Source organism: Yersinia vastinensis (assembly GCF_902726565.1).
Taxonomy (GTDB): domain Bacteria; phylum Pseudomonadota; class Gammaproteobacteria; order Enterobacterales; family Enterobacteriaceae; genus Yersinia; species Yersinia vastinensis.
In genome coordinates, this window is sequence record NZ_CACVAF010000014.1 from 54,688 (window position 1) to 69,456 (window position 14,769).

The window sequence follows — 14,769 nt, forward strand, 5'->3', positions numbered from 1 at the left end:
TTAGTCAAAATTCACGCGTTCGCTTTCGATGACTAACGGCATATTGCGGATTTTAGTGTGAACCGAGCCCAAGTACTCCCCAAGCATCCCCAAGAACAGGATCTGTACCGAGCTGAAAAAGAACAGAGAAATGAGCAACGGCGCAATACCCATCTGGAAGGAGTCCCAGAATGCCAACTTCGCGATCAAGAACCCAAATGCGGCTAACAGGCTGAACCCTGCGAGCAGTGCGCCGCCTATCACCATCAGCCGTAGCGGCACTTTGGAGTGATTGGTAATGCCAAGCATAGCAATGTCATACAACGTATAGAAATTGTTCTTGGTTATGCCGCGCATGCGCCGCGGCTGCTTGAATGGCACGGTCGCGATCGGGAAGCCTATCTCACACAGCAGACCACGGAAATACGGGTAAGGGTCGTCAATCTTCTTCAGTATGTCTAGAACAGCCCGGTCGAATAGACCAGCCCCCGTGGCGTTCTGCACCAACGGTACTTCGGAGATTCGCGTGACGAAGCGATAGTAGATACGGCGAGCGATGAACATTAGGCGCGACTCTTCGCTTTCCGGTTTCACCGCCATAACTGTCTTGAAACCCTCCTCCCACTTTTTCACGAACTCTTCGATCATTTCGGGCGGGTCTTGCAAGTCAGAGGCAATCAATACTGCGGCATCACCCCGAGCCTGAAGCAAAGCATAGTACGGCGAGCGGATATGGCCGAAATTTCGCGCGTTCAAGATGAGCTTTACCCGCTTGTCTTGGGCAGCCAATGCACGTAACTTGACGAGGCTGTTATCAGTCGAACAGTTATCGATGAAGATATGTTCGTAATCGTAGTCAAGGCGCGCCATAACGTTGATGATGCGCTGGTAAAGTTCATCAATATTGGCTTCTTCATTGTAGCAAGGTGTCACTATGCTGATGAGTTTACGCATGATTGAATATATACCTGTTGTTAATGACAAATGAGAGTAGAGCCATCGGCACAATTAATGCGATGCCAGCTAAATAGGGGGTCGCGCCCAGTAATGTAAGCGCAGCAATACCTGCCACGTTGGCACCGTAGACAACGGTATACCCGGCTACGAAACGGAAGATGAGTCTATTTTTTTTCGAACCAAACACCAAGGTACCGATGCTTTTAAAGTTGAACAAAACGCCGAGGATTGTGGCCAGTAGCAGAGCCATGCTGTAATGCAGACCGAGGTAGAGAAAACCAGCAAAACAGCCGTAGCCGAATACTGCATTCATCACACCCACCAACAAAAAACGGACCAGCTTTATCTTTAGAAACGCGCGAATTCGTGTCCGTACTTTTTCAGTCTTCTGCATGCCGCGCCTGCTTGATCTCATGCATCACGCCGCTCAGCGAAGAATCGGCGGGTACATAGCCGAACAATTGCTCGGCCTTGCGATTGTACGAATAATAATGAGTCTTTTGGCCTGTGGCATTCACCTGGGGCTGCTCACCTACAATCGTAAAGTTCAGGCCGAACTGCTCGCCCAAAGCTGCGAGCAACTCAAATTTTCCTACGGGCGCGAGGCTGTAACAGTCCACGGCACTGTTGCATGCTGGAGCCTGCAGTATTCGGTCGATTAACTGCATGAAGTCAGCAGGAGTAAGGTAGTCCCGCAGCATGTCGTCTGGTGAAACTTCCAGAACCGTCCCAGCATGCAGTGCCCTTAGGATATCGCTAAGGAAGAACCGTGCCTCGCGCGCCTGACGATGACTGAAGTAGCTGAATACACGAACATCGACGATAGCCGCATCCGGCAGCGCTCGATGACGACACTCGGTCTGGAATTTGGCAGCGCCATACCAATGCTGCGGCAACAGGGCATTGATTGGAAAAACTGCAGTCGAGGTCTCGGTGATCGGGGCTGTAAAATTGGAGCCATAGGCAGCGCCGCTACTGAGATAGATGTATTTGCACTCGGGGTGGCTGCGCAGATAGGCCAGGGCAAGATTGTCATAGTGTTCGGTGACGGTAAATATGGCTTGACCCATTTGTAATGCTCTGGCTGGGTCGCCTACGCCAACGAAGTTGATGATCGCATCGAACTGGCAGCGATCATCGAAGCTGGCGTAGGTGGCGACGGCAAATCCCTTGCGCACCGCAGTCTCTTGAAGCTCGGCATCCAACGCGTTGGGTGCTCGGACGAACAGGGTGCACTGGTAAGTCGTAGACTGGATGCTGGCTATCAGGTCCTTGGCGATATGGCTGTTCGCCCCTAGGATGGCAAGTCTCATTGACCCAGTTCCAGTAACGGCGATTGTTCGTTGATGGGGCGTCCGAACTCAAGACGCGGTCGGCATTCCCGTGCATCTGGCATCAACACCTCAATCAGCATCGGCTTTCCATTCGCCAAGAACTCGGCGACCGCAACCTTGAGGGTTTCCAGGTCGTTCAAGCTCCGCGAATCGATGCCGTAGGCAGCACCCAGTGCCTGGAACTGTGATGTGTAGCCATCCCAGTAAGTTGAGGAGTTACGACCCTCGAAGTACATTTCCTGAAAGCCACGCACCATACCCAAGGAGTGGTTGTTCAATACCACGGTGAGGATGGGGAGACGTTCACGGGCGATGATATCCAGCTCCTGAATATTCAGTTGGGCGCCACCATCGCCAGTAATCACCACTACTGGCTTACCGCCAGCGATGCAGGCGCCCACCGCAGTGGGAATGGCAAAGCCCATCGTACCCAACCCACCGGAATGGTGCATGGCCTGATGAGAGCCTAGGCGCAAGGTGTGCGCGGCCCACATCTGATTGTTGCCCACATCGACGACGTAATCTAGCGCTTGACCTTCAGCCAGTTCGTTGAAGGTACTGAACAATTCGAAAGGGCTGATACTCCAGTCCGTGTACTCGTCCTTGAACGACTGCTCGAACACCTGCGCTAGGTGCGCTTGCCAAGCAGAGGGAACGGATCGAAGGTTTGGAGCATGGGTGACGAACGAGGCAAATACCGCCTCAAGGTTGGCGTTGATTGACTGTTGCGCCTTTACCCTGTTATCCAACTGGGCAGCATCCAGATCGAACTGCACGATGTGCGCATTGCGCGCGAAGGTTTCCGTCTTTGCGCCGGTTTGGCGCACATCCATGCGGCTGCCGAACACGATCAGCAGGTCGCAGTTCTGCACTGCATAATTAGCCGCTCGGGTGCCATAGGCCCCCAGCATTCCAAGGTAATGCTCGCTGGCGGGTAGTTTCTCGGCGCCCTTAAGGCTTGCAACGTGAGGAATGCCCAGTTTACTGACCTCACTCAACCATTGGCTGAACCCTGGCATATTTACTGCGCCGCCACCAATAAGGAACACTGGTTTCTGCGCTTTTTCCAACAATGCCCATACATCGCCGTACGAGGCGCTTTGCGCCGGGGCTAACGAAGACTCGTAGGCCCAGACGCTTAATAACTCATCCAATACCGCCTCGTCCACCTCGGCTCGCTGGATGTCCATGGGGATGTCCAGCAACACAGGGCCTGGGCGACCTGCTCGAGCGATAGTAATCGCTTTGAGCAAGCAGGGAATCAGTTCATCAACGTGCCTGACTTGATGAGCATACTTGGTGATACTACTCACCAACGCGACGCTATCAAGCTCTTGAAAACCTTGTTGACGTATGGCCCGTTCCCCTTTGAGCTCATGCGTATTGACTTGGCCGGTCAGGAATAGACACGGATGGCTGTCCAGCCAGCAATCGGCAATTCCCGTGATCAGGTTCGTGGCACCAGGGCCACTAGTGCCTAATGCCACGCCCATCACATTGTGATTCGTCGCACGTGCGACAGCCGATGCAGCGAAGGCGGCGCCTTGCTCATGGTGCATTGAGACCAACTTGGTCTTACCAAGCAAATTAATGCTGTCCACCAAATGGGTAATCATTCCACCGATGAGCTCAAAACCATAGATGACTTGGGTGTCCGCTAGGACTTTTGCTACTGCATCAGATGCTTTCATAAGTTAGAAACCGATCCCGAAGAACTCTTCCAGTTTTTCACCAACGTAGTCGAAATGCTCTTGGCCCAACGACGGTTGCACGCCCAGCCAGAAGGTCTGGTTCATGGTGCGATCGGTGTTGGTAAGCTCGCCCACCACGCGGTATTCCACATCATGGAAGTACGGCTGGCGAGTCAGGTTGCCTGCGAAAAGAAGCCGGGTGCCGATCTTGTTCTGATCAAGAAACTTCAGCAAATCTACACGCTTGACGCCAGCAGTCTCTTTCAAGGTAACCGGGAAACCGAACCAGGATGGCTCACTGTTTGGCGTAGGCTCGGCGATTTCCAAGAAGGCGCTGAGGCTAGACAAACGCTCTTTCAGCAGCTTGAAGTTGCGCTTGCGGGTCTCGATGAATTTCGGCGCGCTATCCAACTGAGCCAAGCCGCAGGCAGCTTGCATATCGGTGATTTTAAGGTTGTAGCCCAAGTGCGCGTACACATACTTGTGATCGTAACCTTGCGGCAGGCTACCGAACTGCTGTCCGAAACGGTTGCCGCAGGTGTCGTCACAACCTGGCGCGCAGTAGCAGTCACGGCCCCAATCACGGAACGATTCAGCGATCAGTCTCAGTTGGGCGTTGTTTGTAAACACCGCACCGCCTTCACCCATGGTGATGTGGTGGGCAGGATAGAAGCTGAGTGTGGCGATGTCGCCAAAGGTGCCGACCATCTTGCCGTCGTATGTCGCGCCCAACGCGTCACAACAATCTTCGACCAGCCATAGGTTGTACTTTTCACACAGCGCTTTCACCTTGCCCAGATTGAATGGGTTGCCCAAGGTGTGAGCAAGCATTATAGCCTTGGTCTTCGGCGTGATGGCCGCTTCGATCAAGTCTGCGTTGATGTTGTGGGTGTTCATTTCAACATCGACGAACACAGGGATCGCACCGAACTGAACGATCGGGTTGACGGTCGTCGGGAAACCGGCAGCGACGCCAATGACTTCGTCGCCTTTTTTGATTGCACGATCACCGAGTTTCGGTGAAGTGAGGGTGCTGAACGCAACCAAGTTGGCCGAAGAACCTGAGTTCACGGTCAGTAGGTAGTTCACACCCAGGAACGCAGCGAGCTTCTTCTCGAATTCAGCGTTGAAACGACCAGTGGTCAGCCAGCCGTCCAGCGAGGCCTCAACCATCAGTTGCAGTTCACGCGCGCCGATTACCTTGCCCGATGGAGGGATGACGGTTTCGCCTCCGACAAAAGGTTTAGCCGCCAAGGCAGTCTGGGCGTAGCGCTCAACGAGCTGGCTGATTTCCTGACGGAGCATATCGGAGGTCATAGTATTTCCTGTTCAAGCTAATTATCGGTTAGGTGTCAGTGGCATGGCTGCCATGTAGCTATTGATTTCTTCTACGCAACGGGCATGCATGTCATCGCCCTGCAACCAGGCGCGATGCCAGTTGACGATGCGAGTCAGCGTTGTCTCCAGGTTCCATGTTGGCTCCCACTTCAGGTGAGTGCGGGCCTTGGATATATCCAGTTTTAAATAACGTGCCTCGTGCGGTTGCGGGTCGCTGTCAAGCTGCCAGCTAGCGCCCCCTCCCCACGCCTGCACCATGTGATCGAGTATCCATTCAACAGGTTGAGCGTCTTCATCACGAGGACCGAAGTTCCAACCCTGAGCAAATAACTGGCCATGCTCCCATAGATGCTGGGCCAGAACAAGGTAACCGCTTAGCGGCTCAAGTACGTGCTGCCAAGGGCGAGTAGCCTTCGGGTTACGCACAACAGCGGGCTTACTCTGTTCGACAGCACGCAGGATGTCGGGAATCAACCGATCGTCGGCCCAATCCCCTCCCCCGATGACATTGCCGGCGCGCGCCGAGGCCAACGCAGCGGAGCGTTCGGTATTGAAGAACGAGTTGCGATAAGCACTGGTGACTAATTCCACACAGCCCTTACTGTTGCTGTATGGATCATGGCCACCCATGGGCTCATTCTCGCGATAGCCCCATTCCCATTCCTGGTTCTCGTAACATTTGTCGGTGGTGACATTCACGATGGCACGTAGGCTGGGGCACTTACGCGCAGCCTCCAACACATGAACGGTGCCCATGACGTTGGTGGAGTAGGTTTCGACAGGCTCGCGGTACGACAGCCTAACCAGCGGTTGAGCCGCCATGTGAATCAGGATGTCTGGATTGAAGGCAACCATGCTCTCAGTAACGGCATGCAGGTCGCGAATGTCGCCTATCTGCGACTCTATGCCCCGTTCAACCTGCGCCTCTTCGAACAGTGAAGGCGTTGTTGGCGGTGCCAAGGCAAAGCCTTTCACCTGAGCACCCATGCCCTGCAGCCATAAAGCCAGCCAGCTACCCTTGAAGCCAGTATGGCCGGTGAGGAAAACCTTTTTGCCTTTCCAGAAGTCAGCGGAGACAGAAGCTTTCATATCGTTCTCAGTCCCAAGTTTTCCATGGCGCATCACCGCTCTGCCACAACTTCTCAAGCAGATTTTTGTCGTGCAGGGTATCCATCGGTTGCCAGAAGCCCTGGTGCTCGAAGGCCATCAGTTGGCCCTGTTCGGCGAGGCTCATCAGCGGGCCCTGTTCCCATACCGTACTATCCCCTTCTAGGTAATCCAGCACCTGAGGAGAAAGCACGAAGAAGCCGCCATTGATCATAGCGCCGTCGCCTTTAGGTTTTTCCTTGAAGTTCAGGACCTGGCCTTCACTGATGTCCAGTGCGCCAAAGCGGCCTGGCGGAAAGGTCGCAGTGAGTGTGGCAGCTTTGCCGTGGCTCTTGTGGAAGGCGACGGCAGCACTGATGTCCATGCTTCCCACGCCATCGCCGTAGGTGAAGCAAAAAGCCTCATCATCACGCACATAGTCTGCCACACGGCGCAGACGACCACCTGTCATCGACGTTTCGCCCGTGTCGACCAACGTCACATTCCAGTCTTCAGCACGCTGGTCATGAATCTTCATGGTGTTTTCGCGCATGTTGAACGTGATGTCTGACATATGCAGGAAGTAGTTGGCGAAGTATTCCTTGATAATGTAACCCTTGTAGCCACAGCAAATAATGAAATCATTGATGCCGTGGGAGGAGTACATTTTCATGATGTGCCACAGAATCGGCTTGCCGCCGATTTTAACCATAGGCTTGGGCTGCGTACCGGTCTCTTCGCTTAAACGCGTGCCGAGCCCACCTGCCAGAATGACCGCTTTCATAACCGTTCCTTTTTAGTTCGAACTCACGAATGCATCGGAGTAAAAGTGTTTGACAGGTAACCCAGCAATAGCCAATGCTTCACGGGCGGACTGAATCATGTTTTCCGAACCACAGGCGTAAACCACAGCTTGGGTGAGGTCGATCCCATCATCCAGCAGGACGTTCTGTACGTAGCCTGTACGCCCCTGCCAGTCCGCGCTGGCTCGCGATAATACTGGAATAAACACCGCGTTCAGCCTCTCAAACTGGGGAGTCCAATAAATGTCATCTACGGTACGCCCGCCCCAATATATGAGAATTTTCTTGTCGGCTACCAGATCGGGGTTGTTTAGCAGTTGCTCAAGCATCGCCTTCACTGGCGCAATGCCAGTGCCGGTAGCGAGAAACACGATTGTGCTGGCGTCTTTGTCTCGCAAGCAGAAGGTGCCGAGTGGGCCTTCAAGGCGAAGCAGGTCATTCGGTTTGGCGCTACCGAACCAGTAGCTTGACATCTCGCCTTGCTTGACTTCGCGGATCTGCAGTTCCAGTTTGCCATCGGTGCGTGGGGCATTGGCAATGGAGTAACTGCGGCGCAGGCCGCCATTACCGATCACGTCCAGATATTGACCAGGAAGGTAATGCAGCTTGCTGGCAGGAGGAACTCGCAAGATCACTTCCACAACGTTATCGGTCAGACGGGTGATCGTGTCTATGCGGCAAGGGAGAGTTTTGACCTCGATGTCGCCCAGAGCGCCAATGTCTTCGGCATCAATCTCGACATCGCTTATGGCATGGCGGCAGCAGGTAAGAATTATTCCGGCTGCAACTTCCTCGGTAGTCAGTGACGTTTCTTCCCTGAGAGCTTCAGTATCACCGCTAAGTACGGTGGCTTTACACACGCCGCAACGACCCGTGCGACAGCTGTATTCCAAGGTAATGCCCGCTACTTTGGCGCTGTCCAACAGCGAGGTACCGAGGTCAGAAATGAATGTCTGTCCATTGTTAAGTTTTACTGAAACCATGGATTATTGGATTCGAATTTTGAAAGGCCATTATTTGAAAGGCCATTATTTGAAAGTCCATTAGAATATACTATCTACTTATAGCTGTCATTATATCAAAGCTAACCGTGCGACCTTAACCATCGGTCAGATGCAGCTCAATAATGCCCAGCTCACTGGCTATGATAGTATCGAGGAGAGATCCGCGGAAACACACCTATAGCCAGTGCTATAACACCGGAACAACGGCGGATACAAGAACTTGAAAAGCGGGTATGGCAGTTGCTGAGCGACAATGACTTATTAGAAAAGGTTTCGGCTTTCTTCGCTATGGAAATGAACAACGACAAAAAGTCGCGGTGAAACTAAAGAAGGCCTGTGCAAATATCCAACAGGTCTGCCGCTGTTTATTGCTCACGCGCAGGTGAGTATGAGATTGACCTTTATAGTCCTCAATACGCGCCAGCAGCTCTGGGATACGATTAAGCTCAAGGGCAGGTCGGGTGTCCTGAGTGAGGCGATATTGTGAGTACTGTTCACAGGAAATTGATACATTTCCAGGTTTTTGAACACCTTTTCGCTGTGTTGCTCAGACCATTGCTTATTAGCGGCATGCCAGTGCCGGGCAATAGCTTCGAATGTTTGAGTGGTATCAGGTAAAACTTTTCGCGCACTTAACCTCACTGGGGGCGGAGCCCCCGGCAATCAATTTGCGTGCGGCGTCGTGTTTGACCCTAGCCTCTGAAAGGGAGGGGGCAGGGTAGACGCCCAATGCTAAGGTATTTTCTTTACCGAGATAGCGATAACGTAGCCGCCAATATTTTGCCCCATAGGGATTAACCAGCAAATACATGCCATCGCTGTCGGTCAGTTTGTAAGGGTTATCTTCGGTTTTTGCTGACCCATATTTTCACATCGGTGAGTGCTATGAATGGTCTCCGGAAGTGATTTTTTAGGTATTATTATAATAATTATCGAACTGGACTGTACCCGCATTTGTGCCCATAGGCGTCACTTTATGTAGGTGGAATCAGGTTGAAATCAGTTGGTATGGAGTAGGGGATGATAGCTGGCACTGCAGGGTTTTAAATGTAAAAACGGACGTCAATCGACGTCCATTTATAGAATAGTGGTGCCCGGACTCGGAATCGAACCAAGGACACGGGGATTTTCAATCCCCTGCTCTACCGACTGAGCTATCCGGGCAACGGGGCGCATTAAACCGTATTGGCTGCTGATCGTCAACGGATTTATAACTTAAAACCACGAAAACAGTGTTGATCGCTCTCTTTTCAGACAAAAAAAGAAAAAATCCCTGCAAAACGTGGTTCCCCAGCTTTAGCTGAGTGCTCCATTTTTACGGCATTGTGCAACGTCTAAAACGTCTTCAGCGAGACGCTTGGCAACGTCGACATCTTGCCATTGACGTTTAACCAGCAGTTTGCTTAGGCACCCCTCTAATATCAGCTCCATTTGTTGTGCGACCATGCTGGCATCATCAGCATCCATCTCTTGCAACAGTTCCTGAGTATAGTGCAACGACGCTTGTTTCTGCTGTTCCGCTAACTGGTGAATGGGGTGATCATCATCAGGGTAGAAGCTGCACGCGGCAATAAACAGACAACCAGGGTAGCGCTGATTTTTTACTTGTTCACTCAGTGTTTGGTAACGCGCAAGTAACTTTTGTTTTGGCGATAATGTCTCGTCCAACTGCAATTGGCGCCGCCAAGTATCAATCTGCTGACCATGGTAGCGTAGGCAATCATACAATAATGCCTCGCGATCAGGCCAAAATCGGGTCAGATCACTGACTTCAGCTGAGACTTCTTCTGCCAGCATCTCCAACGTAGTATTGGCTAGCCCTTGCTGCTCTAACAGATTGAGTGCACTGCTTAAAACTTGTTCACGTTGCACGTTGCTCTCCTCCAACATCTTATCTGGCAAGTGTGGTTGACCACAGCCAATTGCGCAAATAGCGAAAAACACACCAGCACTCTCTACCTGCGGACTGAGTACCTTATCACTACTGCCGCGAGATTTTGTGAACTCTTTGTCATTCCTATTTTGCGCCTTCAGTCTGTTGAGTGCGTGATGCCATTGACAGCATGACGCAGTCTGTGAAGCAGGGCGCATTTTATTGTGCATCTGCCTATAACGATGAATTAATAACTCATTATTCCTGTTCTTTTGCCCGATGGTTTATTGGAACGCGGTTTCTATAATGACTATCGTGAATCGTAGAATAAGGATTGAAAATGAGTCTCCAAAATTATCCTAATCAGTTCCGCCGCAACCTACAACAAGGGCAAACCTTGATTGGCTGCTGGAGTGCGCTGGCAAATCATATTTCAGCCGAAGTATTAGGTCTGGCGGGCTTCGACTGGTTGGTGTTGGATGGCGAACATGCCCCGAACGACGTCACGACATTTATTCCACAGTTAATGGCGCTGAAAGGCAGCAATAGTGCGCCAGTTGTGCGCGCACCCTGCAATGAACCCATCATTATCAAACGATTACTGGATATCGGGTTCTACAACTTTCTGATTCCTTTTGTCGAAAGTGAAGAGGAAGCCATTCGTGCGGTTGCCTCAACCCGTTATCCACCGGCAGGTATTCGCGGTGTATCCGTGTCTCATCGCGGCAATAATTACGGCACAGTGCCAGATTACTTCGCCACCATTAACGACAACATCACCGTGCTGGTACAGATCGAAAGTCAACAAGGCGTTGATAATTTAGATGCTATCGCTGCTGTCGATGGTGTGGATGGCATTTTTGTCGGGCCGGGTGACCTCTCCGCTGCACTGGGTTACTTGGGGCAGCCGAATCATCCTGAAGTCCAAAAAGTGATTCGCCATATATTCGAACGCGCTAAAGCGCAAGGGAAGCCCAGTGGCATTCTGGCCCCAGTAGAAGCGGATGCTCGTCGTTATCTGGAATGGGGGGCAACCTTTGTGGCGGTCGGCAGTGATTTGGGCGTCTTCCGTAATGCGACCCAAGCCTTGTGCGACAAATTTAAAAAATAGCGATCAATCTGTTTTAGCCATTGAGTACCGCCGCATTGGCGGCCCGGCGACTTAATTGAGGAGTGACAAATGAAAATCGGCTTTATTGGTTTAGGGATTATGGGAAAACCAATGAGTAAAAATCTGCTGAAGGCAGGCTACTCATTAACTGTCCTTGATCGAAATAGTGCGGTATTGGATGAACTACTCAGTGCCGGTGCCAGCACAGCGACAACGCCAAAAGCGCTGGCAGCCGAGTGCGATATTATTATTACTATGCTGCCGAATTCACCGCATGTGAAAGAGGTGGTGCTGGGTGAGAATGGCGTGATTGAGGGTGCGAAGCCCGGCACGGTGCTGATTGACATGAGTTCTATTGCGCCATTGGTTAGTCGCGAAATCAGCGAAGCGCTAGCAGAAAAGCAGGTTGCGATGTTGGATGCGCCGGTCAGTGGGGGGGAACCTAAAGCTATTGATGGCACTTTGTCTGTGATGGTAGGTGGCGATAAAGCGGTCTTCGATAAATGTTATGACGTGATGAAAGCCATGGGTGGTTCGGTGGTGCACACCGGTGATATCGGCGCGGGTAATGTGACAAAACTGGCAAACCAAGTGGTGGTAGCACTGAATATTGCCGCGATGTCTGAAGCCTTGGTACTCGCGACCAAAGCGGGTGTGAACCCAGATCTGGTTTTCCAAGCTATCCGTGGTGGTTTGGCAGGCAGTACCGTGCTGGAAGCTAAAGCGCCGATGGTGATGGATCGCAACTTCAAACCGGGTTTTCGCATTGATTTGCATATCAAAGACTTGGCTAATGCCTTGGATACTTCGCACGGTGTTGGTGCACAACTGCCCCTAACTGCCGCCGTTATGGAGATGATGCAAGCACTGAAAGCCGATGGATTGGGCAACGCAGATCACAGCGCATTGGCCTGCTATTACGAGACATTGGCTAAAGTTGAAGTGACACGTTAATCAGTGGTGCCGGTGCCCTTGTGGCATCGGATAGCTCATGAGATTAAACCATTTATGAAAATAGTCATCGCTCCGGACTCTTATAAAGAAAGTTTATCCGCGTTGGACGTTGCGGTGCAGATTGAAGCGGGTTTTCGTACCCAGTTTCCTGATGCGCAATATATCAAATTGCCAGTTGCTGATGGTGGCGAAGGCACAGTAGAAGCCATGGTTGCCGCCACCGCCGGGCGAATTATTAAGGTTAATGTGACCGGCCCGCTAGGGGAGGAAGTCGACGCCTTTTACGGGATTTCCGGTGATGAAAAATCTGCATTTATTGAAATGGCGGCAGCCAGTGGGCTCGAATTAGTCCCTCCTGAATTACGTAACCCGCTGAAAACCACCTCTTTTGGCACGGGTGAACTGATTTGTCATGCGCTGGATCAGGGCGTGAAACATATCATTATCGGTATCGGTGGCAGCGCGACCAATGATGGTGGCGCGGGGATGGTACAGGCACTGGGCGTCAAATTATTAGATAAACACAGCAAGCAGATTGGTTTTGGCGGTGGGAAGCTGCCTGAACTGGATTCAATTGATATTTCCGGGTTAGATCCTCGTATTAAACAGTGCCAAATCGACGTTGCCTGTGATGTCACTAATCCACTGACCGGTAGCGAAGGTGCTTCGGCCATTTTCGGGCGGCAGAAAGGGGCAACTCCGGAGATGGTGACCCAACTGGATGAAGGATTGCTGCATTACGCCAGTGTCATTAAACGCCATCTGGATATCGATGTTGATCAGGTCGAAGGTGCCGGAGCAGCGGGGGGGTTAGGCGCAGCACTACTGGCTTTTTGTGGTGCAACCTTAAGCCCTGGGATTGATATTGTAACTGATGCACTGGGCCTGGATGCATTAGTCCGTGATGCCACTTTTGTGATTACGGGTGAAGGGCGGATTGATAGCCAAACCATTCACGGCAAAGTGCCTATCGGTGTTGCCAGAGTAGCCAAACGCTATAACAAACCAGTGATTGGCATTGCAGGTAGCCTGACGGCCGATGCGGATGTGGTGTATGAACATGGTTTGGATGCGGTATTTAGTGTGATTTACAGCATCTGCACCTTAGAACAGGCGCTGGATAATGCTGCAGGCAATGTGTTCATGACGGCGCGCAATATTGCTGCCACATTGGCCATTGGTATAGCGGCTGGTCAATCATAGTTTTTATCTATAATCGTCATTTCTCCATCAGGGCTGACATTCGCTGGCCCTGATTTTTTAGTCAATGAAGCCCGTGAGTTATCACTCTTTTCTCCGCTATTCCCATCCTATTTTGTTATTTTTGTGAGCTTTACCTCAACTCTCTCTCTTCAGCTTTAAAATTAGGCAGTTGTCCAATGTAATCCCACCACAGACCACATATGCTGGTGCATTAGCCTAAACTGAGGTCTCACGCATGAGTGTCTATAATCTTGACCCCCGGCTAGCCCAGGATATTGTTACCCGTACCATGAAGATCATTGATACCAACATTAATGTGATGGATGGCAAAGGGCGGATTATTGGTAGCGGCGATGAAGAACGCCTCGGAGAGCTACATGAGGGGGCGCTGCTGTCGCTATCTCATGGCCGAATTGTCGACATTGATGAGGCTGTCGCACGTCAATTGCACGGGGTAAAGCCCGGAATCAACCTACCATTACGCCTTGAGGGGGAGATTGTTGGTGTGATTGGCCTAACTGGAAATCCGGGCCAACTCCGCCAATATGGTGAACTGGTGTGCATGGCGGCAGAAATGATGATGGAGCAGGCGCGTTTGGTGCACCTACTGGCGCAGGATAGCCGCTTGCGCGAAGAGCTGGTATTAAACCTAATACGTACTGAAGAGATATCACCGGCGCTGATTGAATGGGCGCAGCGCCTTGGGGTCGATATCAACGAACCTCGCGTTGTGGCGGTGGTGGATGTCGACAGTGGCCAGTTAAGTGTCGATAGCGCCATGTCGGAATTACAAGAGCTGCAAACCCTACTGACTACTCCAGAGCGTAACAATCTGATTGCGATTGTTTCTTTGACCGAAATGGTGGTGCTGAAACCGGCGCTAAACAGCCATGGTCGCTGGGACGCCGTCGATCACCGGCGGCGCATGGAGTCGCTGCTTTCACGCATGACAGAGCGGGGTCGCTTACGAGTGCGCCTCTCGCTGGGGAATTTTTTTACTGGCCCCGGCAGTATTGCACGTTCCTATCGTACTGCTCGTACCACGATGGCGGTGGGCAAACAGCGAATGCCGGAGCTGCGCAGTTACTATTATCAGGATCTGGTTTTACCGGTTTTGCTTGATAGTTTACGGGGCGGGTGGCAAGCCAACGAACTGGCCCTGCCATTAGCCAAATTGCGGGCGATGGACAGCAACGGTTTGCTGCGTCGCACCCTAGCTTGTTGGTTCCGCAATAATGTGCAACCGACGGCGACGGCTAAGGCACTGTTTATTCACCGTAACACGTTGGAATATCGGCTGAATCGAATTTCAGAACTGACAGGGTTGGATTTGGGAAACTTTGATGATCGCTTATTGCTGTACGTGGCGTTGCAGTTAGGTGAGCAGGAATAGTCAAAGAAATAGGCCGGTCAATCGACCGGCCGATGATGAAACG

The 14,769-nt window shown here is 51.8% G+C and carries 13 protein-coding genes, 1 tRNA gene and 1 pseudogene; 4 read left to right on the plus strand and 11 right to left on the minus strand.

All coding sequences use genetic code 11. From position 1 onward, the window contains the following. The 11 genes and pseudogenes from HUZ92_RS17975 to HUZ92_RS18025 form a co-directional block, all read right to left on the minus strand. Complete coding sequence (locus HUZ92_RS17975; protein WP_050099715.1) at window positions 1–933, minus strand: glycosyltransferase family 2 protein; 933 nt, start codon at window positions 931–933, stop codon at window positions 1–3. Next, window positions 926–1,330, minus strand: a complete 405-nt coding sequence (locus HUZ92_RS17980) for a GtrA family protein (RefSeq protein ID WP_050099717.1) — start codon at window positions 1,328–1,330, stop codon at window positions 926–928. The genes HUZ92_RS17975 and HUZ92_RS17980 overlap by 8 nt, the downstream gene beginning before the upstream one ends. Beyond that, window positions 1,317–2,249, minus strand: a complete 933-nt coding sequence (locus HUZ92_RS17985; RefSeq protein ID WP_128451790.1) for an NAD-dependent epimerase/dehydratase family protein — start codon at window positions 2,247–2,249, stop codon at window positions 1,317–1,319. Before HUZ92_RS17985 ends, HUZ92_RS17980 begins: the two co-directional genes overlap by 14 nt. Next, the gene (locus HUZ92_RS17990) at window positions 2,246–3,961 is read right to left on the minus strand and encodes a thiamine pyrophosphate-binding protein (protein ID WP_050099720.1); all 1,716 of its coding nucleotides are present in this window, start codon (window positions 3,959–3,961) and stop codon (window positions 2,246–2,248) included. Before HUZ92_RS17990 ends, HUZ92_RS17985 begins: the two co-directional genes overlap by 4 nt. A 3-nt stretch (window positions 3,962–3,964) precedes the next feature. Then, window positions 3,965–5,278 carry a lipopolysaccharide biosynthesis protein RfbH gene (gene rfbH / locus HUZ92_RS17995; RefSeq protein WP_050099722.1) on the minus strand — a complete coding sequence of 438 codons (1,314 nt, stop codon included), beginning with the start codon at window positions 5,276–5,278 and terminating at the stop codon, window positions 3,965–3,967. Window positions 5,279–5,299: 21 nt separating this feature from the next. Continuing rightward, window positions 5,300–6,388, minus strand: coding sequence for a CDP-glucose 4,6-dehydratase (rfbG, locus tag HUZ92_RS18000; protein ID WP_050141169.1), 1,089 nt, complete (start codon window positions 6,386–6,388; stop codon window positions 5,300–5,302). 7 nt (window positions 6,389–6,395) lie between these two features. Beyond that, window positions 6,396–7,169: a glucose-1-phosphate cytidylyltransferase gene (gene rfbF, locus HUZ92_RS18005; protein ID WP_050099724.1), complete on the minus strand. Its 774-nt coding sequence runs from the start codon at window positions 7,167–7,169 to the stop codon at window positions 6,396–6,398. A gap of 12 nt (window positions 7,170–7,181) precedes the next feature. Further along, window positions 7,182–8,171, minus strand: coding sequence for an FAD-binding oxidoreductase (locus HUZ92_RS18010; protein ID WP_050099726.1), 990 nt, complete (start codon window positions 8,169–8,171; stop codon window positions 7,182–7,184). A gap of 474 nt (window positions 8,172–8,645) precedes the next feature. Further along, window positions 8,646–9,079 (minus strand): annotated as a pseudogene (locus HUZ92_RS18015) (Arm DNA-binding domain-containing protein); the annotation flags it as partial. A gap of 201 nt (window positions 9,080–9,280) precedes the next feature. Next, window positions 9,281–9,356 (minus strand) — tRNA-Phe (locus tag HUZ92_RS18020). 132 nt (window positions 9,357–9,488) lie between these two features. After that, complete coding sequence (locus tag HUZ92_RS18025; protein ID WP_050100127.1) at window positions 9,489–10,064, minus strand: transcriptional regulator; 576 nt, start codon at window positions 10,062–10,064, stop codon at window positions 9,489–9,491. Window positions 10,065–10,405: 341 nt separating this feature from the next. Here HUZ92_RS18025 and garL point away from each other — a divergent pair, with 341 nt between their 5' ends. The 4 genes from garL to HUZ92_RS18045 all read left to right on the plus strand — a co-directional run bounded on the left by garL (window position 10,406) and on the right by HUZ92_RS18045 (window position 14,726). Beyond that, window positions 10,406–11,176, plus strand: coding sequence for a 2-dehydro-3-deoxyglucarate aldolase (gene garL, locus HUZ92_RS18030; RefSeq protein ID WP_050099727.1), 771 nt, complete (start codon window positions 10,406–10,408; stop codon window positions 11,174–11,176). Window positions 11,177–11,245: 69 nt separating this feature from the next. Next, window positions 11,246–12,130, plus strand: a complete 885-nt coding sequence (garR, locus tag HUZ92_RS18035) for a 2-hydroxy-3-oxopropionate reductase (protein ID WP_050099728.1) — start codon at window positions 11,246–11,248, stop codon at window positions 12,128–12,130. A 54-nt stretch (window positions 12,131–12,184) separates the two neighbouring features. Further along, window positions 12,185–13,333: a glycerate kinase gene (locus tag HUZ92_RS18040; protein WP_050099730.1), complete on the plus strand. Its 1,149-nt coding sequence runs from the start codon at window positions 12,185–12,187 to the stop codon at window positions 13,331–13,333. Window positions 13,334–13,568: 235 nt separating this feature from the next. Further along, window positions 13,569–14,726, plus strand: a complete 1,158-nt coding sequence (locus tag HUZ92_RS18045) for a CdaR family transcriptional regulator (protein ID WP_050099732.1) — start codon at window positions 13,569–13,571, stop codon at window positions 14,724–14,726. The last annotated feature ends 43 nt before the right edge of the window (window positions 14,727–14,769 follow it).

What these genes read in the sequence shown, in the direction of transcription:
- HUZ92_RS17975 (WP_050099715.1), bottom strand. Translation starts at nt 933, where the DNA reads ATGCGTAAACTCATCAGCATAGTGACACCTTGCTACAATGAAGAAGCC.
- HUZ92_RS17980 (WP_050099717.1), bottom strand. Translation starts at nt 1,330, where the DNA reads ATGCAGAAGACTGAAAAAGTACGGACACGAATTCGCGCGTTTCTAAAG.
- HUZ92_RS17985 (WP_128451790.1), bottom strand. Translation starts at nt 2,249, where the DNA reads ATGAGACTTGCCATCCTAGGGGCGAACAGCCATATCGCCAAGGACCTG.
- HUZ92_RS17990 (WP_050099720.1), bottom strand. Translation starts at nt 3,961, where the DNA reads ATGAAAGCATCTGATGCAGTAGCAAAAGTCCTAGCGGACACCCAAGTC.
- rfbH (WP_050099722.1), bottom strand. Translation starts at nt 5,278, where the DNA reads ATGACCTCCGATATGCTCCGTCAGGAAATCAGCCAGCTCGTTGAGCGC.
- rfbG (WP_050141169.1), bottom strand. Translation starts at nt 6,388, where the DNA reads ATGAAAGCTTCTGTCTCCGCTGACTTCTGGAAAGGCAAAAAGGTTTTC.
- rfbF (WP_050099724.1), bottom strand. Translation starts at nt 7,169, where the DNA reads ATGAAAGCGGTCATTCTGGCAGGTGGGCTCGGCACGCGTTTAAGCGAA.
- HUZ92_RS18010 (WP_050099726.1), bottom strand. Translation starts at nt 8,171, where the DNA reads ATGGTTTCAGTAAAACTTAACAATGGACAGACATTCATTTCTGACCTC.
- garL (WP_050099727.1), top strand. Translation starts at nt 10,406, where the DNA reads ATGAGTCTCCAAAATTATCCTAATCAGTTCCGCCGCAACCTACAACAA.
- garR (WP_050099728.1), top strand. Translation starts at nt 11,246, where the DNA reads ATGAAAATCGGCTTTATTGGTTTAGGGATTATGGGAAAACCAATGAGT.
- HUZ92_RS18040 (WP_050099730.1), top strand. Translation starts at nt 12,185, where the DNA reads ATGAAAATAGTCATCGCTCCGGACTCTTATAAAGAAAGTTTATCCGCG.
- HUZ92_RS18045 (WP_050099732.1), top strand. Translation starts at nt 13,569, where the DNA reads ATGAGTGTCTATAATCTTGACCCCCGGCTAGCCCAGGATATTGTTACC.